A 25,277-nucleotide genomic window follows, 5' to 3' on the forward strand; every position below is an offset into this window, starting at 1 on the left:
GGGATGGTCGAGGCTTCACGATGCCGGCAGCAGTTCCGGCTTCAGGATGCCTCGCAGATCCTGGTACGAAATCGTCAGCTCCGGCTCGCCGTGCGAATACGGCGCGATCGAGTAGGCGTCGTACTTGACCACGATGCCATCGCGCGTGATCGCGAAGTTGTCGCTTTCCTGGAAGGGCCACATCTTGTTGTACGCGGCCGGGTCGCGCTTGGCGTCGGGATTGCCCGTCAGCCATTTCACGTGCGCGCGCTGCAACGCGGCGACGTAGTCGGCGCGGCGTCCCGGGATCAGTGCTTCGTCCAGACTCATGACGCGGCCGCGGCTGCGTTCCCAGTTCAGGTACTGGGTGGCCGGAATGCCGTGCGCGGCGCCGGTCAGGTACTGTTCCGTGTGCAGTTCGACGGCGACGATGTCGCCCACCGTGTCCTTCACGCTGGCCTTGAAGTAGGTCGCATCACGCGGGCGCGCCGTGGACCAGAAATACTGCGTGTATTCCGACAGCGTCTCGTAGGGGCCGCGGCGATTGGCGTCGGTGCCGGTCATGTAGGCAAGCACGTGGTCCACCAGCGCGGTCAGTTTCGGGATGCCCGGAAACGCCACGCTGTCGATTTCGATGCGCGGGCAGTCGCCTTCGCAGCCCGGCTTGCTGGCCGCCCATTTGATGCGTTCGGTGGACAGGTCGCCCAGCTTTTCCGGCGTGGCCGAAGATGAGGCATCGGGCGTTGCCAGGGTGATGTTCGAGGGGGGCGTGCTGCCGCAGCCGGCCAAGGCCAGCAGGGCGGCGCCCAGGATCAGACCGCGTATCGCGCCAGCCGGCGTGAAGCTGCGATTCATGCAATTACCTCCAGAAAACGCAAGGCGCCGTCAGGGCACGACGCCTGTCCACTCGTCGCGGGAGAATTTTTCGTCCGCCTGCGCCTGCGCGCGCGCCAACGTTTCCGTGCCCACGCTACCCGGGGTCAGACGATGCAGCCCGGCAAAAGTTTCCACCATGCGGTCGATGATGACCTCGCGCGCCAGCCCGGTTTGCGTGCGCAGCGGATCGACGCGTTTCTTGGCGCTGGTGGTGCCCTTGTCGGAAAGCTTCTCGCGCCCGATGCGCAGGACCTCGACCATCTTGTCGGCGTCGATATCGTAGGACATGGTGACGTGATGCAGCACAGCGCCGGCGCGGCGAGCCTGCGCGGCGCCGCCGATCTTGCCGATGTCGGAGGCGATGTCGTTGAGCGGCTGATACCAGGCCTTGATGCCCAGGCCCTGCAGCGCGGTCAGCACCCAGGCGTCCAGGAAGGCATACGACTCCTGGAAGCTCATGCCGTGGACCAGCGCCTGCGGCGCGCTCAGCGAATACGTAATGGAGTTGCCCGGCTCGATGAACATCGCGCCGCCGCCGCTCACGCGGCGCACCACTTCGATGCCGTGGCGCTTGGCGCCGTCCGGATCGACTTCGTTCTTCAGGGATTGAAAGCGGCCGATCACGACAGCCGGCGCAGACCATTCCCAGATGCGCAGGGTGGGTGGGCGCTGGCCGGCGCCGACTTCGTCGGTGATGACGGCGTCCAGCGCCATGTGCAGCGCGGGCGGCTGCGGGCCTTCGTGGATCAGCTGCCAGTCGTAATCGTTCCAGTCGGTGCGGCTCATGCCAGCGCCCTCCGCAGCACCACGGCGATGGCTTCGGCCGAGAAGCCGAACATTTCGGCGTCGGCCGGCAGGGCCGATTGCACGGCAACCGCCAGCTCCAGTTCGCCGGCGTCCGCGGGCATGCCGTTCAGGCCGCGGTTGATGGCTTCCAGCGCCTCGGGCGGTTCAAGGAAAAAGTCGCCGCTGATGCGCACGTCGGCCAGACGGCCATCGCGCACTTCCAGGTCCGCGACGACCAGCTTGCCGCCGGGGACTTTGTATTCGCCATGCAAAGGCATTGGGCGCTCCTTTTCAAATCAGAATCAGACGTTACAGGCTGAGCTTCATGCCGTCATGGCTGGCCTTGAAACCCAGGCTTTCATAGAACCGGCGCGCATCGGGGCGCGCGCGGTCGGTGGTGAGCTGGACCAGTTCGCAGCCCTGGATCCGGCATTGTTCGATGGCCCATTCGAACATGGCGTGGCCCAGTCCCGCGCCGCGAAACGCCGACGCGATGCGCACGCTTTCGATCTGGCCCCGCCACATACCCCGCCGCGACAGGCCGGGTATGAACGATAACTGCAAACAGCCCGCCAGTTGTGAATCCTGCTCAACCACGGCGAGGAATTGGTTGGAATCCTGCTCGATGGCCTCGAAGGCGGCAAGGTAGCGCGGGTTCAGCGGGACCGAGGCGTCCTCGCGGCCTGCGCCCAGGTCGTCATCGGCCAGCATGGCCACGATGGCGGGCAGATCGGCCGCGCGTGCGCGGCGAAAAACGCGTTGCGGGGCAGTCATGGCGTGCTCCTTCCTGGTCAGCGGGCGACGTTCTGGGCGGTCTGGCCGAACAGGATGCGGCGTGAGGCTTCGTCGTTGACCGACGGGGTGGTGTTGATGGTGTCGGCCAGCGCGTAGGCGCGTTGCGTCGCCGGACGCGCGCCGATGGCTTCGAACCAGCGCTTGAGGTGCGGAAATTCGTTCAGGTCCTGGCTTTGCTTGGCGTGCGGCACGATCCACGGGTAGGCCGCCATGTCGGCGATGGAATAGTCGCCCGCGACGAACTCGCGGTCGGCCAGGCGCTTGTTCAGCACGCCGTACAGGCGATTGGTTTCCTTGACGTAGCGCTCGATCGCGTAGGTGATGCGTTCCTGCGCGTAACCGGAAAAGTGGTGGTTCTGTCCGGCCATGGGGCCCAGGCCGCCCATCTGCCAGAAGAGCCACTGCGACACTTCGGCGCGCCCGCGCACGTCGGCGGGCAGGAATTTGCCGGTCTTCTCGGCCAGGTATTGCAGGATGGCGCCGGATTCAAACAAGGAGATCGGCGCGCCGCCGTCGGCGGGCGCGTGGTCCACGATGGCGGGGATGCGGTTGTTGGGCGCGATAGCCAGGAATTCGGGCTTGAATTGGTCGCCGCGGCCGATGTTGACCGGGTGGATCTTGTAGGGCAGGCCAGTTTCTTCGAGGAACAGCGTGATCTTGTGGCCGTTGGGGGTCGTCCAGTAATAGAGATCGATCATGAGTGTGTGTCCTGTGTGTCATGGCGCCGCGGGCAAGCGCCCGCGGATGGAAGGGCCATGATAGCGGCGCACACCGGACGGATGCCTGAATAACCGGGGGGCGGATGCGGGTTTCCGCGCAGGGCCCCGGGGCGCCCTAGGGTCAGACCGCGCCAGGACGCGGGCTGCGAGGCAGCCGCCACGTCCAGTTCAGGCTGACCGCGGCGGCGGCCAGGAAGATCAGCGCCACGCCCGCGATCTGCGAGGCGTCCATGCGGTGGCCGTAGACCACGAAGTCGAGCAGGATGGCGACGGCCGGATAGATGAAGCTGAGCGCCGCGGTGGACGTGGTGGGCAGCTTCTGGATGGCCGAGTACATCAGGATGTACATGAGGCACGTGTGGATGAGACCCAGCGCCACCAGGTATCCCCATTGCACAGGCTGGGCGGGCAGGGCATTGAAGTCGGCCATCGGCAGCAGCATCACCGCGCCCAGCGTCACCTGCACCAGCGCCAGCACCTGCGGGGGGATGCCCTTCAGGCGCTTTACGATGATGGCGGTGATGCCGTACAACGCGGCTGCGCCCAGGCCCAGCATCAGACCCGTCAGATAGGCGCCGCCGCCCGCCGCGCCGCCATCGCCCAGACGCAGCACCAGCAGCAGCCCGGCGAACGCGACGAGGGACCACGCGACCTTGCCGCGGGAGGGGCGCTCGCCCAGGAACAGCACGCCCAGCCCGATCAGGAAGAACGGCTGCACGTTGTAGACCGCGGTGGCCAGCGAAATGGACGCCAGCCGATAGGCCGAGAACAGCAGCACCCAGTTCAGCACCAGCGCGGCGCCGGCGGCCAGCGCCAGGGCCAGCGTTTTCGGGGTAAAAAGTCCCGGCTTGAGCAGGCCGCGCGCCCAACAGTACAGAAAGAGCGACAGGGCGCCGAACACGCAGCGAAAGAATACGACGTTCCAGGCGCTTTGCCCGGACTCCAGAACGAAGACGCCGAGCGTGCCCGACAGGGTCATGGCGGCCGCCATCTGCGCGAGGCCCGTGCGTTCGGTCGAGGGGATCATGGTGGTTCTCCAAAGGCCATCTGGCCAGGAATTCGATGGAGAAATTATCCCAGGCGGTTTCATCCGCTTATATGATGTTGCCGTGGCACTTTCGCGATTCAACCTTGCTTTGGGTGGAATTTATGCAGAACGACCTAAAAAATGAAAGTCCGGTTTTGGATGGGATCGACCGCCGTCTCGTGGAGATGCTGTCTGCCAATGCGCGCACCACCACGGCCGACCTGGCGCGGCAGGTGGGCATGTCGGCGCCCAGCGTCGCCGACCGCATGCGGCGGCTCGAGGAATCCGGCGTGATTCGCGCATACACGCTGGACGTGGATCCGGTGGCGCTGGGTTATTCGCTGGAGGCCGTTGTGCGCATCCGGCCGTTGCCCGGGCAGTTGCGCCATGTCGAGGGCCTGATCCAGCAGATTCCGGAATTCGTGGAGTGCGACAAGGTAACGGGCGATGATTGCTTCATCGCCCGCATGGTGCTCCGGTCCATCACGCACCTGGACGGCATTCTGGAGCGGGTGACCGAATTTGCCGAAACCAACACCGCCATCGTCAAGTCGCACACGGTGCGCCGGCGGCTGCCGCCGCTGCGTTAGACGGGGGCGGACAGGGCCGCGGTGATGTCGTCGCGCAGGCTGGCCGGCGTGTCGGTGGGCGCGTAGCGCTTGATCACGCGGCCGTCGCGCCCGACCAGGAACTTGGTGAAGTTCCACTTGATGCCTTCGGTGCCGAAGACGCCCGGCTTTTCGCCCTTGAGCCATTGGTACAGCGGGTGGGCGTTCGGGCCGTTGACATCGATCTTGGCAAAGAGCGGAAAGGTGATGTCGTACTGGGTGCTGCAGAAATTGCGGATCTCGGCCTCGTCGCCGGGCTCCTGGTGGCCGAACTGGTCGCACGGAAAACCGAGCACCGTCAGGCCGTCGTCGTGGAACGCGCGGTAGAGCTCTTCCAGACCGGCATACTGCGGCGTGAACCCGCATTTGGAGACAACGTTCACCACCAGCAGCACGCGGCCGCGGTACATCTCTAGGGACTGCTGCGTGCCGTCGATGGCGCGGACGGAGAAATCATGGATTGTGCTCATGCGGGCTCCTGGAATCGGGCGTCGTCCGCGCATCGGCGCGGGCGTTGGGGCAGACTTGGGAGTGTAGCGCCGCAGACGCGCGTGGGGGCTTTGCGGCATCGCGGCAGGGCCCGGCCTATGATGCGGGTTTACCGAAGACGCTGGAAAGGAGCCGCGGCATGGAAGGAATGATCGAGCGACTGGAGGCGATGCTGGCCAAGGGCACCGACAATCTGCTGCTGCGATTTTCGCTTGGCAAGGCCTACGCCGAGCAGGAAAGCTTTGCCGAGGCCGTCACCCATCTGCGCGCGGCGCTGGCTTTCGATCCCACGTATTCGGTCGCCTGGAAATGGCTGGGCAAGGCCTGCCTCGGGCTGAATGACAAGCCCGGGGCCCGCGCCGCCTGGGAGTCCGGGCTGGCGGCGGCCCAGGCGCGGGGAGATCAGCAGGTCGTCAAGGAATTGCAGGTGTTCATCAAGCGCCTGGACAAGGAAGCGGCCGCGGGCGCCTGAGACTTTCGGCGTTCCCTGGCCGTGCCGCGGCCGGAGCCGGTGCGCTGGCCACGCGGAAGACCTCGATGGCGTGACGCAGGCGGGCGCCATCCGTGCGCAGGTTGGCGACCGCCTTGGCGGCCTGTTCGACGCGCGCGGCGTTGCCCTGCGCGGCGCTGTCGGTTTCCGAGATGCTGCGGCTGACCGTGTCGATGCCCGCATGCTGGTCCGTCGACGTGGCGGCGATCTCGTTGATGATGCGCGTGACCTTTTGAACGGATTCCACGATATCGCGCATGCTGGCGCCGGCCCGCTCGACGTGCCGCACGCCTTCGCCGACGCGCGCGTCCGAGCTTTCGATCAGCGCCTTGATCTCGCGAGCGGCGGTGGCGCTTTTCTGGGCAAGGCTGCGCACCTCGCTGGCCACCACCGCGAATCCCTTGCCGGCCTCGCCGGCGCGCGCGGCTTCGACGGCGGCATTGAGCGCAAGGATGTTGGTCTGGAAGGCAATGCCGTCGATGATGCCCACGACCTCGGCAATGCGCGATGAGCTTTGGACGATGCCTTGCATGGCGTGCGCGGCCTCGTCGACCACATTGCCGCCGCGCCGGGCGAGGTCGCTGGCCTGGTTTGCCATGGCGTCGGCATCCTGCGCGTTGGCGGCATTTTGCTTCACGGTGACGGCCAATTGCGCCATGCTGGCGGCCGCCTGTTCCAGCGACGCCGCCTGGCGCCCGGTGTGGGCCGAGAGGTCGGCGTTGCCTTGCGCGATGTCGGCGGCGGACTGCAGGGCGTTCTCGATGCCGCCGTGCACGTCTCGCGTGATGCTGACCAGGCTTTTGCGCATGACTTCCAGGGAAAACTTCAGTTCGCCGATCTCGTCCCCGGTCAGGGCGCCGGGCAGCGGCGTGCTCAGGTTGCCCGCGGCGATCTGGCGCGTGAAGTCGGTGGCCGCGCCCAGCAGCCCGGCGATGGCGCGCGCAAAGCCCCAGCCCGACGCGAAGATCAGCGCGACGCCGCCCGCAGTCAGCGCCACGGCCGCGGCCAGCGCGCTGCTGCTCAGGCGGTCGTGCATGCCGTAGATGGCCGCGCCGGCGGCGCCGATGAACAGCGAGGCGGACAGCACCGCCCACGCCAGGAGGCGCGAACGCACGCCGGTCAGGCGCCAGCGTTTGAGCCGCGCCAGGACGCCGCGCACCCCGGCCGGTTTGACCCGGCCGCCGCACAGCCGGATGCCGCGCGCCGTGCCCAGACGCAGGCTGGCATAAACGGCTTCGGCTGTTTCGATCTGCTGGCGGGTGGGCTTGACCCGCACCGAGGCATAACAGACGGTGGTGCCGCGTTCCACGATGGGCGTGACGTTGGCCAGCACCCAATAGAAGCCGCCGTCCTTGCGGCGGTTCTTGACCATGCCTGTCCACGACTCACCACGCTGGATGGTGCTCCAGAGGTCTTCGAAGGCGGCTGGCGGCATGTCGGGATGGCGCACGATGTTGTGGGGCGCGCCGACCAGTTCCTCGCGTGAAAAGCCGCTTGCGTGAACAAACGCCGGATTGGCGTAGATGATCCGGCCCCGCGAGTCCGTGCGGGAGATCAGGTATTGCTCGTCGCGGAGTACGTATTCCGTGTCGTTGACCGGCTGGTTGTTGCGCATGCGTCGCTCGTCCTGTGATGGGCGAGGGCATCATCCGGGACGGGCGCGGCGGCGGCGTTGATGTACGTCAACGCCGCCACAGGTCGACGCGCTTACGCGGCGGGCAGGTTGCCAAAGGCTTCAAGCGCCCGCAGCCGGCTTTGCGCCAGATCCACGATCGGTTCCGGATAGCCCGCGGCGGCTCGTTCCATTGGATTCGGATCGTGGATGGCCTTGTCGTCCAGATGCGCCAGTTCAGGCAGCCATTCGCGCAAAAACACGCCGCGCGGGTCGAATTTGCGGGACTGCGACAGCGGATTGAAGACGCGGAAGTAGGGCACCGCATCGGCGCCCGTGGAGGCGCTCCATTGCCAGCCGCCGTTGTTGGCGGCCAGGTCGCCGTCCACAAGCTGCGACATGAACCAGGCCTCGCCCAGACGCCAGTCGATGAGCAGGTTCTTGGACAGGAACATCGCCGTCACCATGCGCAGCCGGTTGTGCATCCAGCCCAGCGCCTGCAACTGGCGCATGGCGGCGTCCACGATGGGGATGCCGGTCTTGCCCTGCTGCCAGGCCGCCAGGTCGTCGGGCGCGTCGCGCCAGGGCACGGCCGCCGTCTCCGGCTTCATGGGCTGGTGCATGGACAGGGCGGGGTAGGCCGCCAGCAGGTGCAGGTAGAACTCGCGCCACAGCAGTTCGTTGATCCACGTGGCGGCGCCGGCCTTGCCGCTGTCGATCTCGCCCTGGTTGGCAGCCAGCGCGGCGCGCAGCGCCTGGCCGGGAGACAGGACGCCCGCGGCAAAGTAAGGCGACAGGCAGCTGGTGGCGGGCAGTGAGGGGAAATCGCGTTCGTCCTTGTAGGCAAAGATGGCCTCGTCGGCAAAGGCGGCCAGCCGGTCGCTGGCGGCCGCTTCACCGGCGGGCCAGAGCGCCCGGACGGCGTCGCTGGGCGCGCCGAACCCGTCGAACGAGTCCGGCAGCGGATCGGACTTCCAGCGCGGCGGCGTCTGGGCGCGGGGCGCGGGAATGGGCCGCACCGGCGCGCTGCGCAGGCGCTCGCGGCAGGTGCGGGCATAGGGGGTGTAGACGCGATAGCAATCGCCCTTGCCGGTCAGCACGGTGCCGGGGCGCAGCAGCGTCGCGCCGTGGTGCACCGTCCACTCGATGCCGATGTCGGCCAGCGCGGCCGCGACGGCGTCGTCCCGGCGGCGTTCGTTGACACCCCACTCGGCGTTGACGTGGACCGCTTCGATGGCGTGTTCCTGGCAGAACGCGGCCACGGCCCGCGGTGCATCGCGCCAGTCGTCAACGGTCAGCAGCTTGAGCGGAATCCCGGCCTGTCCCAGGTCCTGGGACAGCTCGCGCAGGTTGCGCAGCCAGAAATCCACCTTGGCCGGGGCGTCGCCATGCTGGCGCCATTGTCCGGGCGCGGCCAGGAAAAGCGCGGTGACCGTGCCGGCCTCGGCCGCCGCGGCCAGCGCGGCGTTGTCGTGCATGCGCAGGTCGGTGCGCAGCCAGAGCAGCGTGTTCATGGGGAGGCTCCAGGGACAGGGGGCCGGGCGGCGCGCCGGCGAGGCTGCGATTCTATCCCGAGCACGCGCGCGGCCTGGGGCGAACGCGCCTGGAAGACGATGTAAAAACTACGAGGAGATGTGACCGGTGTTGCACTGCAACCCGTTGCGGCGCCTGGTTGGCAGGGGCAGGGGCCAGACGGCCCCCGCACGCCAAAACGCCCGGCATTGGCCGTCAAACCATGAAACACGCTGGCGCGTAGCGTGTATTGACGCACGTGTAGACGCCGCCATGTAATGCAAGTAAACGACTAAAGCAGGCAAACGCTATGGGAAATCTGATGGACCTCCGCCCGTCCTTTCTGAAGGGACGTACACCCGCCGGCAAGACGTCCCGCGATGTCTTGCAGAAGCTCTGGCGTTCGGTCGATTTGCCGGACGCGTCGCTTGAGCACGTCGTGCTGACCGGCGCAGACCCTGTCGTCCCTTCCTCATTTGCCGTCGGCACGGCGGCGCAGACCAGCATGGCTGCCGCGGCCCTGGCTGCCGCGGAGGTCTGGCACCTGCGGGGCGGCGCCCGGCAGCAGGTCAGCGTGGACATGCTGCATGCGGCGCAGGAGTGCCGCAGCCACTACACCATCAATGGCGTCACGCCCAATCCGTGGGATCCCATCACCGGCGTCTATCGCTGCGGCGATGGCGGCTGGGTGCGCATTCACGCCAACTTCGCGCATCACCGTGACGGGGCGCTGGCCTTGCTGGGCTGCCCGACCGGCGACGGCGCCACGCGCGAAGCCGTGGAACGCGCGCTGAGCCGCTGGAAGGCGCTGGATTTCGAGCAGGTGGCGGCCGATGCCGGCATGGTCGTGTCTGCAATGCGCTCGTTCGAGGAATGGGACCGCCATCCGCAGGGGCAGGCTGTCGCCGTGCAACCGCTGCTGACCATCGAACGCATCGGTGAAGCCGATCCTCGCCCGCTGCCGAAATACGCGCAGAATGCGCGGCCGCTGCAGGACATCCGCGTGCTGGACCTGACGCGCATCATCGCCGGGCCGGTGTGCGGCCGCGCGCTGGCCGCCTATGGCGCCGACGTGATGCTGGTCAACAGCCCGCAACTGCCCAATATCGACAACATCATCGACACCAGCCGCGGCAAGCTGTCCGTGCTGGCGGACCTGGACACGGCCGATGGCCGCATCGCGCTTGGCAACCTGCTGCGCAGCGCGCATATCTTTGTGCAGGGCTATCGGCCGGGCGGCATGTCCGCACTGGGATTCGGTCCGCAGGACGCGGCTCGCATCCGTCCGGGCATTGTCTATGTGTCTTTGTCCGCGTACGGCACGACGGGTCCGTGGGCGAACCGGCGCGGGTTCGATTCCCTGGTGCAGACGGCCACGGGTTTTAACCACGCGGAAGCGCTGGCTGCCGGTCAGGAGGCGCCCAAGGCGTTGCCGATGCAGATCCTGGATCACGCGTCGGGTTACCTGATGGCGTTTGGCGCGCAGGTGGCGTTGGCGCGCCAGGCAACCGAAGGCGGCAGCTGGCACGTGCGCGTGTCGCTCGCTCAGACCGCGCATTGGCTGCGCGGATTGGGGCGGGTGGACGGCGGGCTGGACTGTCCCATGCCGGGCTTTGACGGCCTGATGGAGACGTCGCCATCAGGTTTTGGCGAGCTGGTCGCGGTGCGCCATGCGGCGCGCTTCTCGGAGACCCCTGCGCGCTGGATCCGGCCGTCCAGTCCGCCCGGCACGCACCCGACGGTCTGGCCGTTCAACTGATCTTCGACAGGCGATCTCACCAGGGCGTTACTGCCTGGCCTTCCATTCCCGCAGCGCGCGCATCGTGTTTGCCACGTGCGACTCGGGGCTCATGTTCGTGTATTCGTACAGGATCTTGCCTTCGGGCGAGATCACGTAGGACACGCGCTGCGCATATTCCGGCCGCTTGTCGTGCACGGCGTCGTACGCCTTCATGACTTTGCCGTCACCGTCGGCCGCGACGGCGAATTTGTTGCGGCACTCGCTGACGGAAAACTTCTTGAGCGTGTCGATGTTGTCGGTCGAGACGCCGATGACCGTGGCGCCCAGCGACTTGTATTCGTCCGTGGCCTCGGCGAAATTGTGGGCTTCGATGGTGCATCCCTGCGTGAATGCCGCCGGGAAGAAATACAGCACCACCGGACCTTGCTTGAGCGCTTCCTTCAGTTTGAAGGTGTATTCGTTGCCGCCCAGCGCGGCCGGCACGCTGAAGTCCGGCGCGGCGGCGCCCACCGGCAGCGCGGCGAGGGCCGGCGTGCCGGCCATCAGGCCGCATACGAGGAACCAGGGGGCAAGGCGCTTCATGGGTGTCTCCCGTTGGAGCCGCGGAAACGCCGCGGCAAGCTGTCTACTGTAGCGGCGGGGCGCGCACCGGTCCAGTTCAACCGCCGTCAGGCCCGCCGCGGCCATTGTTGCCGCGCGGCTGGTCGCGTTGCTGCTGGCGTGACTGCTGCTGTTCCCGCTGCTGCTGTTGTTGCTGTTGCTGTTGCTGCTGTTGGCGGGCCTGCTGCGCCTGCTGGTCGCGCTGCTGTTGCTGATCGCGCTGTTGCCGCTGCTGCTGCTGTTGCTGCTGCTGCTGCTGACGGACCTGTTGCGCCTGCTGGTCGCGTTGCTGTTGCTGGCGGTTCTGGCGCGCCTGTTGTTCGTGCTCCTGACGGTCACGCGCCATTTGGCGTGCCTGGTCGTCGCGTTCCCGCTGCTGGCGCGCCTGTTGATCCTGTTGCCGGCGTTCGCGCAGATCCTGCTGGTTCTGCTGATCGCGTTGCTGCTGCTGGCGCGCCTGCTGGTCACGCATCTGCTGCTGGCGCAATTGCTGCTGGGCCTGCGCGTCGTTCTGCTGACGGTCGCGCAACTGCTGGTCACGGCTTTGCTGTTCGCGAGCCTGCTGTTGGCGCTGCTGATCGTTTCTCAACTGATCGCGCGCCTGCTGGTCGCGGACTTGCTGCTGGCGGTCCTGCGGCAGGCGATCCTGGGGCAGGCGGTCCTGCGGCAGGCGGTCCTGCGGCGCGGACGGGTTGTTGCCCTGCGGGCGGGCGTCCCGGCCGGGCCTGCCGCTGTTCGGATGATCCACATATGCCTGGGGCGGCTTGCCTTTGTTGTGTTCATAGAACTGGGCGCGGTTGCCGCCCGCATCGCGCACGTAGGCGCGCTGCGCGTCGGTGGGGCCCGCGTGGCGGTCATTGCGCGCGGCCAACTCGCGCGGGTCGGCATTGCGGCGCACGCCTTGCGGCCCGCCGTGGTAGCTGACCCGGCGGTTGTCCACGTTGTTGACGACGATGTTCCGGTTGTAGACGTTCGTCACGCGGGTGATGTTCACGTTCGTGACTGACCGGTTGTAGTAGAAGCGGTCGCGCTTCCAGTAACCGCCCACATAACCCAGGCCCGTATAGCCGAAGCCGTAGTTGATGCCGCCGTAGAAACCCACGTGCGGCCCCCAGTAGCCCGGGTTCCAGAGGTAAACGCCATTGGAAAAGCCCCAGTAACCGGGCGTCCAGAGAGCGCCCTGATACGGCGCCAGCACCCAGGCGCCGGGCACCCAGAAAAAGCCGTAACGGTTGCGGCTCCAGTAGCCGGGCACCCACAGATAGCCGTCCGCGGGGGCGGGCGGCTGCACGTAGACCGGCAGGGGTGGCGGCGGCTCGGGACTGCGGTCAACCAGCGCAAGATTGGCGTTGGCGGGATCGCCTTCGTCGTATACGGGTTGTTGATATGCAGACGGAACCGGCACCTGCTGCGTGGAGTAGACGTTCTGCGCGGCGGCCAGCGCCGGGGCGGCGGCGGTAACTACCAGCAGGGCCGCGGTGGCCAGGGGCCGCAAGCGGGCAATCCGGAAGGAAGGGCTCATGAGAATGTCCTTGGCGCAGCAGATCCGATGTTCAATAGCCGCGATAGTAATAATGCGGGGCGGGATACGCCGGGTAGTAGTAATAATGCGGCGTGGCGTAGACCGGAGCGGGCCGGTAGTAAGCCGGCCGCGCCGGGACGACCACACAGCCGCTCAAGGCGCTTGTCATCGCCACCATCAACAACAAAGTCTTTTTCATCATCCGGCTCCCGCCTGGCGCAAGGCGCGAAATACGCCTTCACTGCGCGCATGCAAATTAGGCCATGCCGGCGAGACCAAGTTCGGGGACTGTAATGGTTCCGAAACAGCTTTCGCGTGACGGATGTTTGCGCCTGCGTGACGGTCGATGACGTTCGTATCAATGTCTGCGTAAACGCGTCATAGTCGTCGCAAAAAGAAAGGGACCGCGAATGCGCGGTCCCTTGTGGTGTTGCCTTGCAGGTCCGCCGCGTGGCGCGGCGGACGGGGCAGCCGGTCAGTTCCAGCGGCCGCCGGTGCCAGCCAGGCTGAAACGGCCAGCGCCCATGAACGCGATCGCCAGGCCGGTGAACAGGTACATGCCTTGCAGTTCCAGTGCCCAGCCGCCGTTGTTGGTCATGCTGGCAATACTGCCGCTGTGGGCGAGCAGGATGGCGACGACCATGTTGATGGCGATGATCAGACCGGCCAGACGGGTGTAGACGCCGATGATCAGCAGGACGGGAGCGACGATTTCGCCAATGTACACGCCGTAGGCCAGAAAGCCGGGCAGGCCGTGCGAGGACAGCATGCCGCTGATGCCGCCGACGCCGCCGCCGGTCAGCTTGAACAGGCCGTGGAGCAGAATCAGGATACCGAGGGTCAGGCGCAGGATCAGCTTGCCGGTGTCATCGGACTTGATCATGGTGAGTTTCTCTTGTGATGGTTAAGGGGGACAGTGGGCAGGTTGGAGCTCACTGCTTGCCTTTGGTTCCGCGCCCGCCGCGCCTTTCGAAAAAACCAGCATAGCGGCGTGCGGGCGGCGCCATTATGGCAAAGCCCGTGTGAAACCCACAAGCTTTTGCCGCCCGTGACTGCCGCCCGCCGTGCCGGATCAGAATTCTTCCAGGAAGCGCATGCGGAACCGGCGGCCCTTGATGTTGCTGTTGGAAATCCGGGAGAACGCCTGCTTGGCGATCTGGCGGTCCAGCGCCACATACGACGTGAATTCGGTGATGTTGATCTTGCCGACCTGCTCGAACGTCAGGCCGCCGTCGCCGGTCAGCGCGCCCAGCAGGTCGCCAGGGCGCAGCTTGTCCTTCTTGCCGCCCTGGATGCTCAGCGTGATCATGGGTGCGCGCAACGGGCGGTCCGCCTTGGGGCGCAGCGATTTGAGATCACCCCATTTCAGCGGCGAGCCCTGGTATTGCTCGATCAGGGTGGCCCAGCGCATTTCCTCGGGCGAACACAGGCTGAGCGCCAGCCCCTTCTGCTCGCCCCGGCCGCTGCGGCCGATGCGGTGAACGTGGACCTCGGTGTCCTTGGTGACGTCCACGTTGATGACGGCGCCCAGGTTCTGGATGTCCAGCCCGCGCGCGGCCACATCGGTGGCCACCAGCACGGCGCAGCTCTGGTTGGCAAACTGGATCAGGATTTCGTCGCGCTCGCGCTGCTCCAGGTCGCCATTGAGCGCCTGGGCGCTGATGCCCTCGGCTTGCAGGCGTTCCACCAGGTCATGGCTGCGGATCTTGGTGTTGCAGAAAGCCAGCGTGGAGGCGGGACGGAAATGCGCCAGCAGCTTGGCCACCGCGTCCAGGCGTTCGCCTTCGTCGATCTCGTAGAAGATCTGCTCGATGCGGCTGGCGTCGTGTTGCGCCTCGACCTTGACCTCGGCGGGATTGCGCAGGAAACGCGCGCTGAGCTTGCGGATGTTGTCGGGATAGGTGGCCGAAAACAGCAGCGTCTGGCGCTTGGCGGGGCAGTGCGAGGCAATGGCGACGATGTCGTCATAAAAGCCCATGTCCACCATCCGGTCGGCTTCATCCAGGACCAGCGTGTTCAGGCCCGACAGGTCCAGGCTGCCGCGTTCCAGGTGGTCCTGGATGCGGCCGGGCGTGCCGACCACAAGGTGCGTGCCGCGGGCCAGCGACTCGGCCTGCGGCCGCGCTGCGGCGCCGCCGCACAGCGTCAGGATCTTCACGTTGGGAATCAGGCGCGCCAGACGCCGCAGTTCTTGCGCGACCTGGTCGGCCAGTTCGCGGGTGGGGCAGACCACCAGACCTTGCGGAACCAGGCGATTCACGTCCAGGTTCTGAAGCACGCCCAGCCCGAACGCCGCCGTCTTGCCGCTGCCGGTCTTGGCCTGGGCGATCACGTCGCGCCGGTCCAGGATGAGCGGCAGCGCCTGCGCCTGGATCGGCGTCATCTGTTCGAAACCCAGGGTTTTCAGGTTTTCGAGCAGCGGGGGAAGGAGGGGAAGGGTGGAGAAGGCGGTGTCGGTCACGGGGGGCGGATCCGGTGAAGGATCGGAGAAAAGCTGAGTTGGGCGTAGTGTAAAGCCTGAGTCGGTATGATCTACCGACGGGTTGGCCGGCTGCGGGGCGGGTCTGTCCCGATCATCAACGCCAACTGACGTCAGGGTGGATCATGTTCGACAAGTTCAAGGCGCTGTCCGAAGGCGCGGCCGTCAAGGCGCGCGCGCTGACCAGCCGCACGGCGGGAGCGCTGGAAAGTTCAAAAGCCCAGCTGGGCGATGCCGCCGCGAATGCGCGGGCCAAGGGCCTGGCGCTGGCGGGCGCCACGGCGGTGAAAGGCCGCGAGCTGGCCGGGGCCACCGCGGAAAAGGGCCGCGAAGTGGCGGACGCGACCGCCGAAAAGGGCAGCGCGCTGGTGGACCAGCATTGGCAGACCATCGAGCGCGTGACGGTCGACGGCTTGCTCAGCGTCTCGGCCGAAAAGCTCAAGGACGACGCGATGGTCAAGGACGTGCTGGAGCGCGCCTACGAGGCGCTGCCGACCGTGGTGCGGCTCGTCCTGCCGCGCGACCGGTATCTGGAAATCGTCATTCAGAAAAAGCAGCCGCTGCTGGCCAAGATCGAAGGCGCGAGAAACCGCCGCCAGGAGCGGGCGCAGGCCGGCGCGGCCAGGAACGACCCGGACGCGTGAATCGTCCCGACTAGAATGGCGCCTCGTACGTTCCCGCCAACGCCCGGGCGGCTTCCTGCATGCGCGGCAGCCACGCCCGCGCGCCGTCGATCGACAGCCTTGCCACCGGCGCATGCAGCGCCACCGCCGCAATGGCGCGCGATCCATGCAATATGGGCACCGCCATGCAGACGATGCCCAGCAGGAATTCCTCGCGGTCGAAGCTGGCGCCTTCTTTCTTGATGGTCCGCAGTTCTTCTTCCAGCGCCGCCGCGTCGCAGAGCGTGTTCGGGGTATAGCGCGGCAACTGGGCCGCCGCCAGCATGCGCTGGCGGGTTTCGCGGCGCATGTACGCCAGGAACAGCTTGCCGCTTGCCGAACAATGCAGCGGCACGCGCGAGCCCGATTGCAGGTTGACGCGCAGCGGCCAGGCGGTTTCCACCCGATCCAGGTAGATGACCTCGTCGCCGTCGAGCATGGTGCAGTTGCAGGTCTCGCCGATTTCGTCGACCAGGCTGTCCAGGATGCGGTGGCGCTCGCCGCGTAGCGGTGAATTGAGCAAGGTGTCGCGCGCCAGCGCCCCAAGACGCGGGCCGCTGACGTAGCTTTTGCCGGCCGGTTCGCGCAGCAGCATGCCGGCGTCGACCAGGCGGGACAGGATGCGCAGGACGGACGGTTTGGGCAGGCCGGTGGCCTCGGTCAGTTCGGCCAGCGAGACGGGCTGGGACGAACGGGCAACCTGTTCCAGCAGCGTCAGCGCGCGCAGGGCGGCGGAGGATTCGTCTTTCATCTTTCAATAATTGAAGAATTGGCGATCGGCTGCCCATCGTCGCACAGAAAATGCAGAAAATGGAACGCCCGGGGGTGGGAAGGCAGGGATTTCTGGCGCAGTATCGGATCACACCGGCCAACTAGCAATCGGACGAGCGCCGGCATGCCAGGAGAGAGACCATGAGCAGCAAGCAACACATGACCCCCAGCGAAGCGTTTGTCGAAACGCTGGTCGCGCAGGGCGTCAAGGATGTTTTCGGCATCGTCGGTTCGGCCTTCATGGATGCGCTGGACCTGTTTCCCGCGGCCGGCATCCGCTTCGTGCCGACGGTGCACGAACAGGGCGCGGCGCACATGGCCGACGGCTATTCGCGCGTGACCGGCCGGCACGGCGTGTGCATTGCACAAAACGGCCCCGGCATCACCAATTTCGTGACGGGCGTGGCGGCGGCCTATTGGGCGCACAGCCCGGTGGTGGCGATCACGCCCGAGACCGGCACGTCGGGCATGGGGCTGGGCGGCTTCCAGGAGACCGAGCAGCTGCCGATCTTCTCGCGCATCACGAAGTATCAGGCGCATGTGAACCGCCCGGATCGCATGGCCGAGTTCACGGCCAAGGCGTTCGACAACGCGATGGCCGAACGCGGCCCCGCGCAGCTGAACATTCCGCGCGACTATTTCTACGGCGAAATCGACGTGGCCATCCCCGAACCGCGCCGCATCCGGCGCGGGCCGGGCTCCGAAGAGGACCTGGAAGCCGCGGCGCGCATGCTGGCCGAGGCCAAGTTCCCGGTCATCGTGGCGGGCGGCGGCGTGTTGTTCTCGGACGGGCAGGCGGAATGCGTGGCGCTGGCCGAGCTCTTGGGCGCGCCGGTGGTAACCAGCTATCTGCACAACGACGCGTTCCCGGCCAGCCATCCGCTGTGGTGCGGCCCGCTGGGCTACCAGGGCGCCAAGGCCGGCATGAAGCTGTTGTCGCAGGCGGACGTGGTGCTGGCGCTGGGCACCCGGCTGGGGCCCTTCGGCACGCTGCCGCAACACGGGCTGGAATATTGGCCGCAGAATGCCCGCATCATCCAGGTCGACGCCGACCATCGCATGCTGGGCCTGGTGCGTCCGGTATCCGTGGGCATCTGCGGCGACGCCAAGCCGGCCGCCGCCGCGCTGACGGCCAAGCTGCAGGGTCGCGACGTGGCCTGCGTGCGCACCAAGGATCAGCGCGCCAGCGAGATCTCTGCCCAGAAGGCCGAGTGGGAACAGGAACTGGACAGCTGGTCGCACGAGCGCGACGACTGGAGCCTGGACATCATCGAGCAGGGCGGCGGGCGCATGCACCCGCGCCGCATGCTGCGCGAGCTTGAACGCGCGATGCCCAAGCACGTGATGGTCTCCACCGATATCGGCAACATCTGCTCGGTGTCCAACAGCTACCTGCGTTTCGACGAGCCCAACTCCATGCTGGCAGCCATGAGCTTCGGCAACTGCGGCTACGCGCTGCCGGCGTTGATCGGCGCCAAGCTTGGCCGGCCCGACCGTCCGGCGGTGGCGTATGTGGGCGACGGCGCCTGGTGCATGAGCTTCCAGGAATTGCTGACCTGCGTGCGCGAGCAGATTCCGGTGACCGCGGTCGTGTTCCACAACGGCCAGTGGGGCGCCGAGAAAAAGAACCAGGTCGACTTCTATGGCCGCCGCTTCGTGGGCAGCAACCTGCGCAATCCCAACTTCTCGGAATTGGCGCGCGCCATGGGGGCCGAAGGCATTCGCGTGGAACACGCCGACCAGGTCGGCGCCGCGCTGCAGGCCGCGTGCCAGGCGCAGCTTGAAGGCAAGACCACCGTGCTGGAAATGATGGTCAGCCAGGAGCTGGGCGATCCGTTCCGCCGGGATGCGCTCAAGCAGCCGGTGCGGTTCCTGGACAAGTACCGCAAGTACGTGAACCAGCCGTTCCAGGCCGGCGAGGTGCCGCTGTCGATCGAGCCGGTGGGACGCTGACCGGCGCGCCCGGCGCGGGCAGGGGCAGGCCGTCACGCCCTGGCCCCGCGCCGGTCAATCACCCGGCCGCCGCACGCGCGGCCGCGGCAGGAGCGAAGACATGGCATTCGACCGTTTGTTCGAGCCGCTGCGCGTTGCCGCGCTGGCGGCGGGGCGGCTGCGCACCGCGGTGGCGTATCCGCTGTGCCCCGTCAGCCTGCGCGCCGCCGTAGAGGCGAGCGAGGCAGGCTACATCGAGCCCGTGCTGGTCGGGCCCGCGGACCGCATGGCCACGCTGATGGCGCAGGAAGGCATACGCGCGGGTTCCATGGAGATCGTCGACACGCCAGACGATGAGCTTGGGGCCGCACGCGCGGCCGCGGCGCTGGCGCGTGACGGCGCGGTCCGCATGCTGATGAAGGGCAGCCTGCACACCGATCACTTCATGTCGGCGGTGGTGACGCGCGAATCGGGCCTGCGCACGGGCCGGCGCATCAGCCACGCCTTCGTGATGGCGGTGGCGGCCTACCCGAAGCTGCTGATCCTGACCGACGCGGCCGTCAACATCGCGCCCACCTTGCAGGAAAAGGCGGACATCGCGCAGAACGCCATTGATCTGGCGCGCGCCCTCGGCGTGGAACGGCCCAAGGTTGCGGTGCTGTGCGCCACCGAATCGGTCAACCCGGCGATGCCGGCCACGCTGGATGCGGCCGCGCTGTCCAAGATGGCGGACCGCCAGCAGATCCGGGGCGGCGACATCGATGGGCCGCTGGCCTTCGACAACGCCATCTCGCGCGAAGCCGCCGACCAGAAAGGCATTGTGTCGCGCGTGGCGGGCGACGCCGACATCCTGCTGGTGCCCGACATCGAGGCCGGCAACATGCTCTACAAGGAGCTCACGTGGCTGGCGGGCGCCGGCGCGGCGGGCCTGGTGCTGGGCACGCGGGTGCCGGTGCTGTTGACGAGCCGGTCCGATTCCATGGAAGCGCGCGTGAACAGTTGCGCCGTCGCGGCGCTGCACGCGCACGCCATCGGCCGGTGACCGCAGGCAAGCCTGGCACCACCAAGTCTGGCGGTTTGGTACTAAGCGTGCATCCGGGGGATGACTACGCTAGACCGCAAGCCATCCATGAATGGTTCATGCCACAACATCAAAGGGGTAGCACATGCGCAGCGCAAGACTAGGCCTGGCCACGATTCTGTCGGTGTTTGCAATGGCGGGGGGCGCTGGAGCGGCGGACGCGCCCAAGGCCGGCGGCACGCTGGTCATCGGATCCACGCAGGTGCCGCGGCACCTGAACGGCGCGGTCCAATCGGGAACGGCCACCGCGCTGCCCAGCGCGCAGCTCTTTGCCAGCCCGCTGCGCTACGACGCCGACTGGAAGCCGCAACCCTACCTGGCCGAGTCGTGGGAACTGGCGCCGGACGGCAAGTCGCTGACGCTGCACCTGCGCGGCGACGCGGTCTTTCATGACGGCAAACCGGTGACGTCCGAGGACGTGGCGTTCTCGATCATGGCGGTCAAGCAGAACCATCCCTTCCAGACGATGTTCGCGCCCGTCGAAAGCGTGGACACGCCCGACGCGCGCACCGCCGTGCTGCGCATGAGCAAGCCGCATCCGGCAATCCTGCTGGCGCTGTCGCCGGCGCTGATGCCGGTGCTGCCCAAGCACATCTACGGCGACGGCCAGGACCTGAAGACGCACCCGCGCAACTCGGCGAACGTCGTGGGTTCGGGCCCGTTCATCTTCAAGGAATTCAAGCCGGGACAGGAGATCGTGCTGGAACGGTTCGACAAATTCTTCTTGAAGGGCAAGCCGCTGCTGGACCGCGTGGTGGTCAAGATCAATCCCGACGCTACCAATCTGCTGATCGGACTGGAGCGCGGCGATATCGGCGCGCTGCCGTTCATGACCGAGCCGACCATCCTGCGGCGCGCCAAGGACAATCCGTCCATCGTCATGACGAGCAAGGGCTATGAAGGCATCGGCGCGCTGAGCTGGCTGGCGTTCAACACGGCGCGCAAGCCGCTGGACGACGTGCGGGTGCGCCAGGCCATCGCCTACGCGACGGACAAGGGCTTCATCACGAAGGCGCTGAATGCGGGCTTTGCCGCGCCGGCGCATGGCCCGATCGTGGGCACCAGCCCCTTTGCCAGCGACGACGTGAAGAAGTATCCGCTGGATCTGAAGCGCGCCGAACAGCTGCTGGACGAGGCCGGGTTCAAGAAGGATGGCAAGGGCGAGCGCATGACGCTCACGGTGGACTACATGCCGGGCAGCGACGTGCAGGGCAAGAACGTCGCCGAGTACCTGCGCAGCCAGTTGAAGAAGGTGGGCATCAACGTGCAGGTGCGCGCGTCGCCGGACTTTCCGACGTGGGCCAAGCGCATCGCCGGCAAGGATTTCGACATGACCACCGACATCGTCTTCAACTGGGGCGATCCGGTCATCGGCGTGCACCGCACGTACATGTCGTCCAACATCCGCGACATCATCTGGACCAACACGCAGTCCTACAAGAATCCCAAGGTCGATGCGCTGCTGGAGCAGGCGGGCACCGAGACCGACGCGGACAAGCGCCGCGCGCTGTATGCGGAGTTCCAGCGCCTGGTCACCGAGGACGTGCCAATCGACTTCCTGACCGTCATTCCGTACCACACGCTCTCGTCCAAGAAGGTGCAGGGCCTGCCGTCCGGCATATGGGGACTTCTGTCGCCGCTGGATGAAACCTCCGTGCAGTAGCGGGAGCCGTCATGCTGCGATATCTCTCGCGCCGCCTGGCCTACGCCGCGATCCTGCTGCTGGCCGTGGTGACGCTGAACTTCCTGCTCATCCACATATCGCCGGGCGATCCCGTGGAGACCATCGCGGGGTCCATGGGCGGCATCAGCGAAGACCTGCGCGCCCAGCTGCGCGCGCAGTACGGGCTGGACAAACCGTTCCTCGCGCAGCTTGGCATCTATCTCGGCCAGGTCGTGCGCGGGGACCTGGGATATTCCTACTTCTTCAACGTGCCGGTCGCCCAATTGATCTGGGACCGCGTGCCGGCCACGCTGCTGCTGGTGGTGACGTCGGTGACCGTGGCGTTCCTGACGGGCACGCTGCTGGGCACGCTGGCCGCCAGAAAGCCCAACGGCCTGCTGTCGCAGGGCATCACGCTGCTGTCGGTGGTGGGCTATTCGGCGCCGGTTTTCTGGACCGGCATCATCCTCATCATCCTGTTTGCCTCGGTGCTGCCGATCTTTCCGGTGTCGGACATGCGGTCGGCGGGCGGCCCTGAAGACGGCTGGGCGGGTGTGCTGGACGTGCTGCATCACCTGGTGCTGCCCGCGTTCACGCTGGCCTTCGTGTACCTGGCGCAATACAGCCGGCTGGCGCGCGCCAGCGTCATGGACGCGCTGTCGGCCGACTACATCCGCACCGCGCGCGCCAAAGGTCTGCCGGAGAACACGGTGCTGTACAAGCACGCGCTGCGCAACGGCGTGCTGCCGGTGGTGACCATGCTGGGGCTGCAGTTCGGCAACGTGCTGGCCGGGGCGATTCTTGTGGAGACCGTCTTCAACTGGCCGGGGCTGGGACGCCTGGCCTTCGATTCCGTGCTGCGCCGTGACTATCCGACGCTGCTTGGCATCCTGCTCTTTGCCTCGTTGCTGGTCGTGGTGATGAACCAGCTTACCGATCTGGCGTACCGCCTGATCGATCCCCGGATCAAGACATCATGAGACCCGCACCCATCGCGCTGCCCGGGCAGGCCCGCGCCGACGCCCGTCCCAAACCGCCGCCCCGGCCGTCGTACGAGGCGCTGCGCGTGTTCGCGCGCAACCCCAGCGCGCTGGCTGGCGTGCTGCTGCTGGCGACGATCCTGGCGGTCACGATCTTCGGCCCGATGATGATGCAGGCCGATCCCTTCGAGATCGCCGCCGCGCCGATGGAACCGCCCGGTGGCGAACTGCTGCTGGGGTCCGACTACCTGGGCCGCGACGTGCTGACCGGCATGATCTACGGCGGCCGCGCAACGCTGCTGGTGGGCGTGGTGGCGGCGGTGCTGTCCATGGCGATCGGCATCACCGTCGGCGCGCTGGCGGGCTATTACGGCGGCTGGGTCGACGAAACCCTCATGCGCATCACGGAATTCTTCCAGGTGCTGCCCACCTTGCTCTTTGCGATGGTGCTGGTGACCCTCTTCAGCCCGTCGCTGGCCACCATTGCAGTCGCCATCGGCGTGGTCAGCTGGACGGGAACCGCGCGGCTGGCCCGCGGCGAGTTCCTGCGGTTAAAGCGCCGCGAATACGTGCTTGCCGAGCGCGTGATCGGCGCGGGCGGCGCGCGCATCATCTGGCGCGTCATCCTGCCCAATGCGCTGGCGCCGCTGATCGTGTCGGCCACGCTGGCCATCGGCACGGCGATCCTGTTCGAGGCGGGGCTGTCGTTCCTGGGCCTGGGCGACCCCAACGTGATGAGCTGGGGCCTGATGATCGGCAGCAACCGGCCCTACATCCTGACCGCGTGGTGGGCGGTGACCTTGCCGGGCGCGGCCATCTTCCTGACCGTGCTGGCCGTCAGCCTGATCGGCGATGGCCTGAACGATGCGCTCAATCCGACGTCGCGGGGCCGGGCATGAACGCGGCCGACCTGACTCCCGTGCTGCAAGTGGACGGCCTGAGCCTGGAGTTCCGCACGCGCGGCCGCGCGGCCGAAGTGCTGAGCGACGTGAGCTTTGACCTGCGTCCCGGCGAAACGCTGTGCCTGGTGGGCGAGTCCGGTTGCGGCAAGAGCATGACGGCGCTGGCGATCATGCGCCTTATCCCGCCGCTGGCCCGCATCGGCGCGGGCCACGTGCGTCTGCGCGGCGCGGACCTTGCCATGCACGACGACGAGGCCATGCGCCGGGTGCGCGGCAACAACATTTCGATGATCATCCAGGAGCCCATGACCGCGCTCAATCCGGTCTACACCGTGGGGGACCAGATCGGCGAGCCGCTGCGCCAGCACCAGGGGCTTTCCAAGCACCAGGCGCGCGAGCGCGCCATCGAGATGCTCAAGTCCGTGGGCATCCCGCTGCCCGAGCGCCGCGTGGACGACTATCCGCACCAGATGTCGGGCGGCATGCGGCAGCGGGTCATGATCGCCATTGCGCTGGCCTGCGACCCGGACGTGCTCATCGCCGACGAGCCCACGACCGCGCTGGACGTGACGGTGCAGGCGCAGATCTTCGACCTGTTGCGCGAGCAGCAGGCGCGCCGCGGCACCGCCGTGCTGCTGATCACGCATGACATGGGCGCGGTGTCCGAGATGGCGGACCGCGTGGTGGTGATGTATGGCGGGCGCGTGGTGGAGCAGGGCAGCGTCGGCCAGATCCTGGCGCAGCCCCGCCATCCGTACACGCAGGGCCTGATCGCCTGCTTGCCGGAACTGGATCGCGAGCCCGGCGACGACCGGCCCGATCTGCCTGAGATTCCTGGCGTGGTGCCCTCGGTCTGGGAGCGCGGCGCGGGCTGCCCCTTCGTTGACCGCTGCAAGCACGCGATGGCGCGGTGCAGCCGCGAGTTTCCGCCCATGACGCTGCTGGACGGCGGCCAGGGCGTGTCCTGTTGGCTATATCCGGAGGCATCGCAATGAGCCCGTCGCACGCGTCGTCCCTGCTGTCCGTGCGAGACCTGTCGGTGCATTTCCCGGTGGGCGGGCGCGGGCGCGATGGCAAGCCGGTGGTCGTGCGGGCGGTGGACGGCGTGTCGTTCGAGCTCGAGCGCGGCCGCACGCTGGCCATCGTGGGCGAGTCCGGTTCGGGCAAGACCACCACGGCGCTGTCGGTGCTGCGCCTGGCGGACCCCACCGGCGGCAGCATCCATTTCGACGGCAACGACCTGACCGCGATGCGCGGCGCGGCGCTGCGGCGAATGCGGCGCCGGTTGCAGCTGGTTTTCCAGGATCCGTACTCGTCGCTCAACCCGCGCCAGCGCGCCGAGGACATCGTGCGCACGCCGCTGGACCTGATGGGCATCGAGCCGCCGGGCGGGCGCGAGGCGCGTGTGGCGTTGATGTTTGAACTGGTGGGCCTGCGGCCCGAACAGCGCCAGCTGTTTCCGCACCAGTTCTCGGGCGGGCAGCGCCAGCGGCTGAACATTGCGCGGGCGCTGGCCAGCGCGCCGGACCTGATCGTCTGCGACGAGCCCGTGTCCGCGCTGGATATCGCCATCCGCGCGCAGATCCTGAACCTGCTGCGCCGGATCCAGCGCGAGCAGGGGCAATCGTTTCTCTTCATCTCGCACGACATGGCGGTGGTGGAGCACGTGTGCGACGACATCGCCGTCATGTATCTGGGCAAGATCATCGAACGGGCCTCGCGGCGCGCGTTTTTCTCGCGGCCGCTGCATCCGTACAGCGTGGCGCTGATGTCCGCCGTGCCCACCGTGAAGGGCGGGCGCGAGACGGCGGCGCGGCGGGTCAAGCTGTCCGGCGACCCGCCCAGCCCGGTCAACCCGCCGCCCGGCTGCCGCTTCGCAGGGCGCTGTCCAGCCGCGCAGGCGCTGTGCTCGACCCGGGAACCCGCCTTGCGCGAGGTTGCCCCGGCGCATCACGTGGCCTGCCATTTCGTCGAGACGCGCGGCGGCGTGACGGTGTCGCCGCTGCAGGGCTGATGCGCGCGTGCCGATATTTCCCGACTGACAAGGAACC

General features: G+C 67.2%; 26 protein-coding genes. 11 read left to right on the forward strand and 15 right to left on the reverse strand.

Annotated elements, in window-relative coordinates:
• Positions 1–15: 15 nt before the first annotated feature.
• The 6 genes from V6V88_RS11715 to V6V88_RS11740 form a co-directional block, all read right to left on the reverse strand.
• On the reverse strand, positions 16–834 hold the full coding sequence (locus V6V88_RS11715; protein WP_223575390.1) for an RsiV family protein: 819 nt from the start codon (positions 832–834) through the stop codon (positions 16–18).
• Between the two features lie 30 nt (positions 835–864).
• A complete protein-coding gene (locus tag V6V88_RS11720) occupies positions 865–1,641 on the reverse strand; it encodes a biotin/lipoate A/B protein ligase family protein (RefSeq protein WP_128828177.1) in 777 nt (258 codons plus the stop codon).
• Complete coding sequence (locus V6V88_RS11725) at positions 1,638–1,913, reverse strand: lipoate protein ligase C-terminal domain-containing protein (protein ID WP_056318682.1); 276 nt, start codon at positions 1,911–1,913, stop codon at positions 1,638–1,640. The genes V6V88_RS11720 and V6V88_RS11725 overlap by 4 nt, the downstream gene beginning before the upstream one ends.
• A 37-nt stretch (positions 1,914–1,950) precedes the next feature.
• The gene (locus V6V88_RS11730) at positions 1,951–2,415 is read right to left on the reverse strand and encodes a GNAT family N-acetyltransferase (protein ID WP_056316881.1); all 465 of its coding nucleotides are present in this window, start codon (positions 2,413–2,415) and stop codon (positions 1,951–1,953) included.
• Positions 2,416–2,432: 17 nt separating this feature from the next.
• Positions 2,433–3,134 carry a glutathione S-transferase N-terminal domain-containing protein gene (locus V6V88_RS11735; protein ID WP_223575392.1) on the reverse strand — a complete coding sequence of 234 codons (702 nt, stop codon included), beginning with the start codon at positions 3,132–3,134 and terminating at the stop codon, positions 2,433–2,435.
• A 142-nt stretch (positions 3,135–3,276) separates the two neighbouring features.
• Positions 3,277–4,182 carry a DMT family transporter gene (locus tag V6V88_RS11740; protein WP_062841351.1) on the reverse strand — a complete coding sequence of 302 codons (906 nt, stop codon included), beginning with the start codon at positions 4,180–4,182 and terminating at the stop codon, positions 3,277–3,279.
• A 122-nt stretch (positions 4,183–4,304) separates the two neighbouring features.
• Here V6V88_RS11740 and V6V88_RS11745 point away from each other — a divergent pair, with 122 nt between their 5' ends.
• Positions 4,305–4,772, forward strand: a complete 468-nt coding sequence (locus V6V88_RS11745; protein WP_056318685.1) for an Lrp/AsnC family transcriptional regulator — start codon at positions 4,305–4,307, stop codon at positions 4,770–4,772.
• On the opposite strand, the gene V6V88_RS11750 is transcribed toward V6V88_RS11745, so the two are convergent.
• A complete protein-coding gene (locus V6V88_RS11750; protein ID WP_338619295.1) occupies positions 4,769–5,260 on the reverse strand; it encodes a glutathione peroxidase in 492 nt (163 codons plus the stop codon). The genes V6V88_RS11745 and V6V88_RS11750 overlap by 4 nt on opposite strands.
• A 158-nt stretch (positions 5,261–5,418) precedes the next feature.
• Here V6V88_RS11750 and V6V88_RS11755 point away from each other — a divergent pair, with 158 nt between their 5' ends.
• Positions 5,419–5,751 carry a tetratricopeptide repeat protein gene (locus V6V88_RS11755; protein ID WP_081101071.1) on the forward strand — a complete coding sequence of 111 codons (333 nt, stop codon included), beginning with the start codon at positions 5,419–5,421 and terminating at the stop codon, positions 5,749–5,751.
• On the opposite strand, the gene V6V88_RS11760 is transcribed toward V6V88_RS11755, so the two are convergent.
• On the reverse strand, positions 5,714–7,384 hold the full coding sequence (locus V6V88_RS11760; RefSeq protein WP_223575393.1) for a PAS domain-containing methyl-accepting chemotaxis protein: 1,671 nt from the start codon (positions 7,382–7,384) through the stop codon (positions 5,714–5,716). The genes V6V88_RS11755 and V6V88_RS11760 overlap by 38 nt on opposite strands.
• A 92-nt stretch (positions 7,385–7,476) precedes the next feature.
• Positions 7,477–8,895, reverse strand: a complete 1,419-nt coding sequence (gene phrB, locus V6V88_RS11765; RefSeq protein ID WP_223575394.1) for a deoxyribodipyrimidine photo-lyase — start codon at positions 8,893–8,895, stop codon at positions 7,477–7,479.
• A gap of 308 nt (positions 8,896–9,203) precedes the next feature.
• Between phrB and V6V88_RS11770 the strand changes: the two genes are divergently transcribed.
• The gene (locus V6V88_RS11770) at positions 9,204–10,652 is read left to right on the forward strand and encodes a CoA transferase (protein WP_223575395.1); all 1,449 of its coding nucleotides are present in this window, start codon (positions 9,204–9,206) and stop codon (positions 10,650–10,652) included.
• A gap of 27 nt (positions 10,653–10,679) precedes the next feature.
• On the opposite strand, the gene V6V88_RS11775 is transcribed toward V6V88_RS11770, so the two are convergent.
• The 5 genes from V6V88_RS11775 to dbpA form a co-directional block, all read right to left on the reverse strand.
• Complete coding sequence (locus tag V6V88_RS11775) at positions 10,680–11,216, reverse strand: peroxiredoxin (protein WP_223575396.1); 537 nt, start codon at positions 11,214–11,216, stop codon at positions 10,680–10,682.
• 76 nt (positions 11,217–11,292) lie between these two features.
• Complete coding sequence (locus tag V6V88_RS11780) at positions 11,293–12,756, reverse strand: adenylate cyclase (RefSeq protein WP_223575397.1); 1,464 nt, start codon at positions 12,754–12,756, stop codon at positions 11,293–11,295.
• A gap of 31 nt (positions 12,757–12,787) precedes the next feature.
• On the reverse strand, positions 12,788–12,955 hold the full coding sequence (locus V6V88_RS11785) for a hypothetical protein (protein WP_174245455.1): 168 nt from the start codon (positions 12,953–12,955) through the stop codon (positions 12,788–12,790).
• A gap of 276 nt (positions 12,956–13,231) precedes the next feature.
• Entirely contained in the window at positions 13,232–13,639 is a 408-nt protein-coding gene (locus tag V6V88_RS11790) for a DoxX family protein (RefSeq protein WP_056316902.1), read from the reverse strand.
• A gap of 189 nt (positions 13,640–13,828) precedes the next feature.
• The gene (gene dbpA, locus V6V88_RS11795; protein WP_223575398.1) at positions 13,829–15,217 is read right to left on the reverse strand and encodes an ATP-dependent RNA helicase DbpA; all 1,389 of its coding nucleotides are present in this window, start codon (positions 15,215–15,217) and stop codon (positions 13,829–13,831) included.
• Positions 15,218–15,360: 143 nt separating this feature from the next.
• Here dbpA and V6V88_RS11800 point away from each other — a divergent pair, with 143 nt between their 5' ends.
• Positions 15,361–15,879: a hypothetical protein gene (locus V6V88_RS11800; RefSeq protein ID WP_223575399.1), complete on the forward strand. Its 519-nt coding sequence runs from the start codon at positions 15,361–15,363 to the stop codon at positions 15,877–15,879.
• 10 nt (positions 15,880–15,889) lie between these two features.
• Here the strand turns inward: V6V88_RS11800 and V6V88_RS11805 are convergent, their stop codons facing one another.
• Positions 15,890–16,648, reverse strand: a complete 759-nt coding sequence (locus tag V6V88_RS11805) for an IclR family transcriptional regulator (protein ID WP_223575400.1) — start codon at positions 16,646–16,648, stop codon at positions 15,890–15,892.
• A 161-nt stretch (positions 16,649–16,809) separates the two neighbouring features.
• On the opposite strand from V6V88_RS11805, the gene xsc reads away from it, so the two are divergent.
• The 7 genes from xsc (at position 16,810) to V6V88_RS11840 (ending at position 25,240) form a co-directional block, all read left to right on the forward strand.
• Positions 16,810–18,621, forward strand: coding sequence for a sulfoacetaldehyde acetyltransferase (xsc, locus tag V6V88_RS11810; protein WP_062841341.1), 1,812 nt, complete (start codon positions 16,810–16,812; stop codon positions 18,619–18,621).
• A gap of 100 nt (positions 18,622–18,721) precedes the next feature.
• Positions 18,722–19,642, forward strand: a complete 921-nt coding sequence (locus V6V88_RS11815; protein ID WP_223575401.1) for a bifunctional enoyl-CoA hydratase/phosphate acetyltransferase — start codon at positions 18,722–18,724, stop codon at positions 19,640–19,642.
• A gap of 124 nt (positions 19,643–19,766) precedes the next feature.
• Positions 19,767–21,344 (forward strand): ABC transporter substrate-binding protein, encoded by a 1,578-nt coding sequence (locus V6V88_RS11820; protein WP_223575402.1) that lies wholly within the window; start codon positions 19,767–19,769, stop codon positions 21,342–21,344.
• An 11-nt stretch (positions 21,345–21,355) separates the two neighbouring features.
• On the forward strand, positions 21,356–22,324 hold the full coding sequence (locus V6V88_RS11825) for an ABC transporter permease (protein WP_056316920.1): 969 nt from the start codon (positions 21,356–21,358) through the stop codon (positions 22,322–22,324).
• The gene (locus tag V6V88_RS11830; RefSeq protein ID WP_223575403.1) at positions 22,321–23,223 is read left to right on the forward strand and encodes an ABC transporter permease; all 903 of its coding nucleotides are present in this window, start codon (positions 22,321–22,323) and stop codon (positions 23,221–23,223) included. Before V6V88_RS11825 ends, V6V88_RS11830 begins: the two co-directional genes overlap by 4 nt.
• Positions 23,220–24,221: an ABC transporter ATP-binding protein gene (locus V6V88_RS11835; protein WP_338619300.1), complete on the forward strand. Its 1,002-nt coding sequence runs from the start codon at positions 23,220–23,222 to the stop codon at positions 24,219–24,221. The genes V6V88_RS11830 and V6V88_RS11835 overlap by 4 nt, the downstream gene beginning before the upstream one ends.
• Positions 24,218–25,240 carry an ABC transporter ATP-binding protein gene (locus V6V88_RS11840; RefSeq protein ID WP_062841336.1) on the forward strand — a complete coding sequence of 341 codons (1,023 nt, stop codon included), beginning with the start codon at positions 24,218–24,220 and terminating at the stop codon, positions 25,238–25,240. The genes V6V88_RS11835 and V6V88_RS11840 overlap by 4 nt, the downstream gene beginning before the upstream one ends.
• Positions 25,241–25,277: the final 37 nt, after the last annotated feature.

It is taken from the genome of Achromobacter sp. E1 (assembly GCF_037039475.1).
In the GTDB taxonomy this organism is placed as follows: Bacteria; Pseudomonadota; Gammaproteobacteria; order Burkholderiales; family Burkholderiaceae_B; genus Achromobacter; species Achromobacter mucicolens.

Bases quoted from the DNA above. Each gene is read 5' to 3' on its own strand.
- V6V88_RS11740 (WP_062841351.1), bottom strand. From the start codon at position 4,182: ATGATCCCCTCGACCGAACGCACGGGCCTCGCGCAGATGGCGGCCGCC.
- V6V88_RS11770 (WP_223575395.1), top strand. From the start codon at position 9,204: ATGGGAAATCTGATGGACCTCCGCCCGTCCTTTCTGAAGGGACGTACA.
- V6V88_RS11785 (WP_174245455.1), bottom strand. From the start codon at position 12,955: ATGAAAAAGACTTTGTTGTTGATGGTGGCGATGACAAGCGCCTTGAGC.
- V6V88_RS11840 (WP_062841336.1), top strand. From the start codon at position 24,218: ATGAGCCCGTCGCACGCGTCGTCCCTGCTGTCCGTGCGAGACCTGTCG.
- V6V88_RS11815 (WP_223575401.1), top strand. From the start codon at position 18,722: ATGGCATTCGACCGTTTGTTCGAGCCGCTGCGCGTTGCCGCGCTGGCG.
- V6V88_RS11760 (WP_223575393.1), bottom strand. From the start codon at position 7,384: ATGCGCAACAACCAGCCGGTCAACGACACGGAATACGTACTCCGCGAC.
- V6V88_RS11720 (WP_128828177.1), bottom strand. From the start codon at position 1,641: ATGAGCCGCACCGACTGGAACGATTACGACTGGCAGCTGATCCACGAA.
- V6V88_RS11820 (WP_223575402.1), top strand. From the start codon at position 19,767: ATGCGCAGCGCAAGACTAGGCCTGGCCACGATTCTGTCGGTGTTTGCA.
- V6V88_RS11780 (WP_223575397.1), bottom strand. From the start codon at position 12,756: ATGAGCCCTTCCTTCCGGATTGCCCGCTTGCGGCCCCTGGCCACCGCG.
- V6V88_RS11805 (WP_223575400.1), bottom strand. From the start codon at position 16,648: ATGAAAGACGAATCCTCCGCCGCCCTGCGCGCGCTGACGCTGCTGGAA.
- V6V88_RS11750 (WP_338619295.1), bottom strand. From the start codon at position 5,260: ATGAGCACAATCCATGATTTCTCCGTCCGCGCCATCGACGGCACGCAG.
- V6V88_RS11730 (WP_056316881.1), bottom strand. From the start codon at position 2,415: ATGACTGCCCCGCAACGCGTTTTTCGCCGCGCACGCGCGGCCGATCTG.
- V6V88_RS11790 (WP_056316902.1), bottom strand. From the start codon at position 13,639: ATGATCAAGTCCGATGACACCGGCAAGCTGATCCTGCGCCTGACCCTC.
- V6V88_RS11755 (WP_081101071.1), top strand. From the start codon at position 5,419: ATGGAAGGAATGATCGAGCGACTGGAGGCGATGCTGGCCAAGGGCACC.
- V6V88_RS11830 (WP_223575403.1), top strand. From the start codon at position 22,321: ATGAGACCCGCACCCATCGCGCTGCCCGGGCAGGCCCGCGCCGACGCC.
- V6V88_RS11745 (WP_056318685.1), top strand. From the start codon at position 4,305: ATGCAGAACGACCTAAAAAATGAAAGTCCGGTTTTGGATGGGATCGAC.
- phrB (WP_223575394.1), bottom strand. From the start codon at position 8,895: ATGAACACGCTGCTCTGGCTGCGCACCGACCTGCGCATGCACGACAAC.
- V6V88_RS11825 (WP_056316920.1), top strand. From the start codon at position 21,356: ATGCTGCGATATCTCTCGCGCCGCCTGGCCTACGCCGCGATCCTGCTG.
- V6V88_RS11715 (WP_223575390.1), bottom strand. From the start codon at position 834: ATGAATCGCAGCTTCACGCCGGCTGGCGCGATACGCGGTCTGATCCTG.
- V6V88_RS11775 (WP_223575396.1), bottom strand. From the start codon at position 11,216: ATGAAGCGCCTTGCCCCCTGGTTCCTCGTATGCGGCCTGATGGCCGGC.
- xsc (WP_062841341.1), top strand. From the start codon at position 16,810: ATGAGCAGCAAGCAACACATGACCCCCAGCGAAGCGTTTGTCGAAACG.
- V6V88_RS11800 (WP_223575399.1), top strand. From the start codon at position 15,361: ATGTTCGACAAGTTCAAGGCGCTGTCCGAAGGCGCGGCCGTCAAGGCG.
- V6V88_RS11735 (WP_223575392.1), bottom strand. From the start codon at position 3,134: ATGATCGATCTCTATTACTGGACGACCCCCAACGGCCACAAGATCACG.
- V6V88_RS11835 (WP_338619300.1), top strand. From the start codon at position 23,220: ATGAACGCGGCCGACCTGACTCCCGTGCTGCAAGTGGACGGCCTGAGC.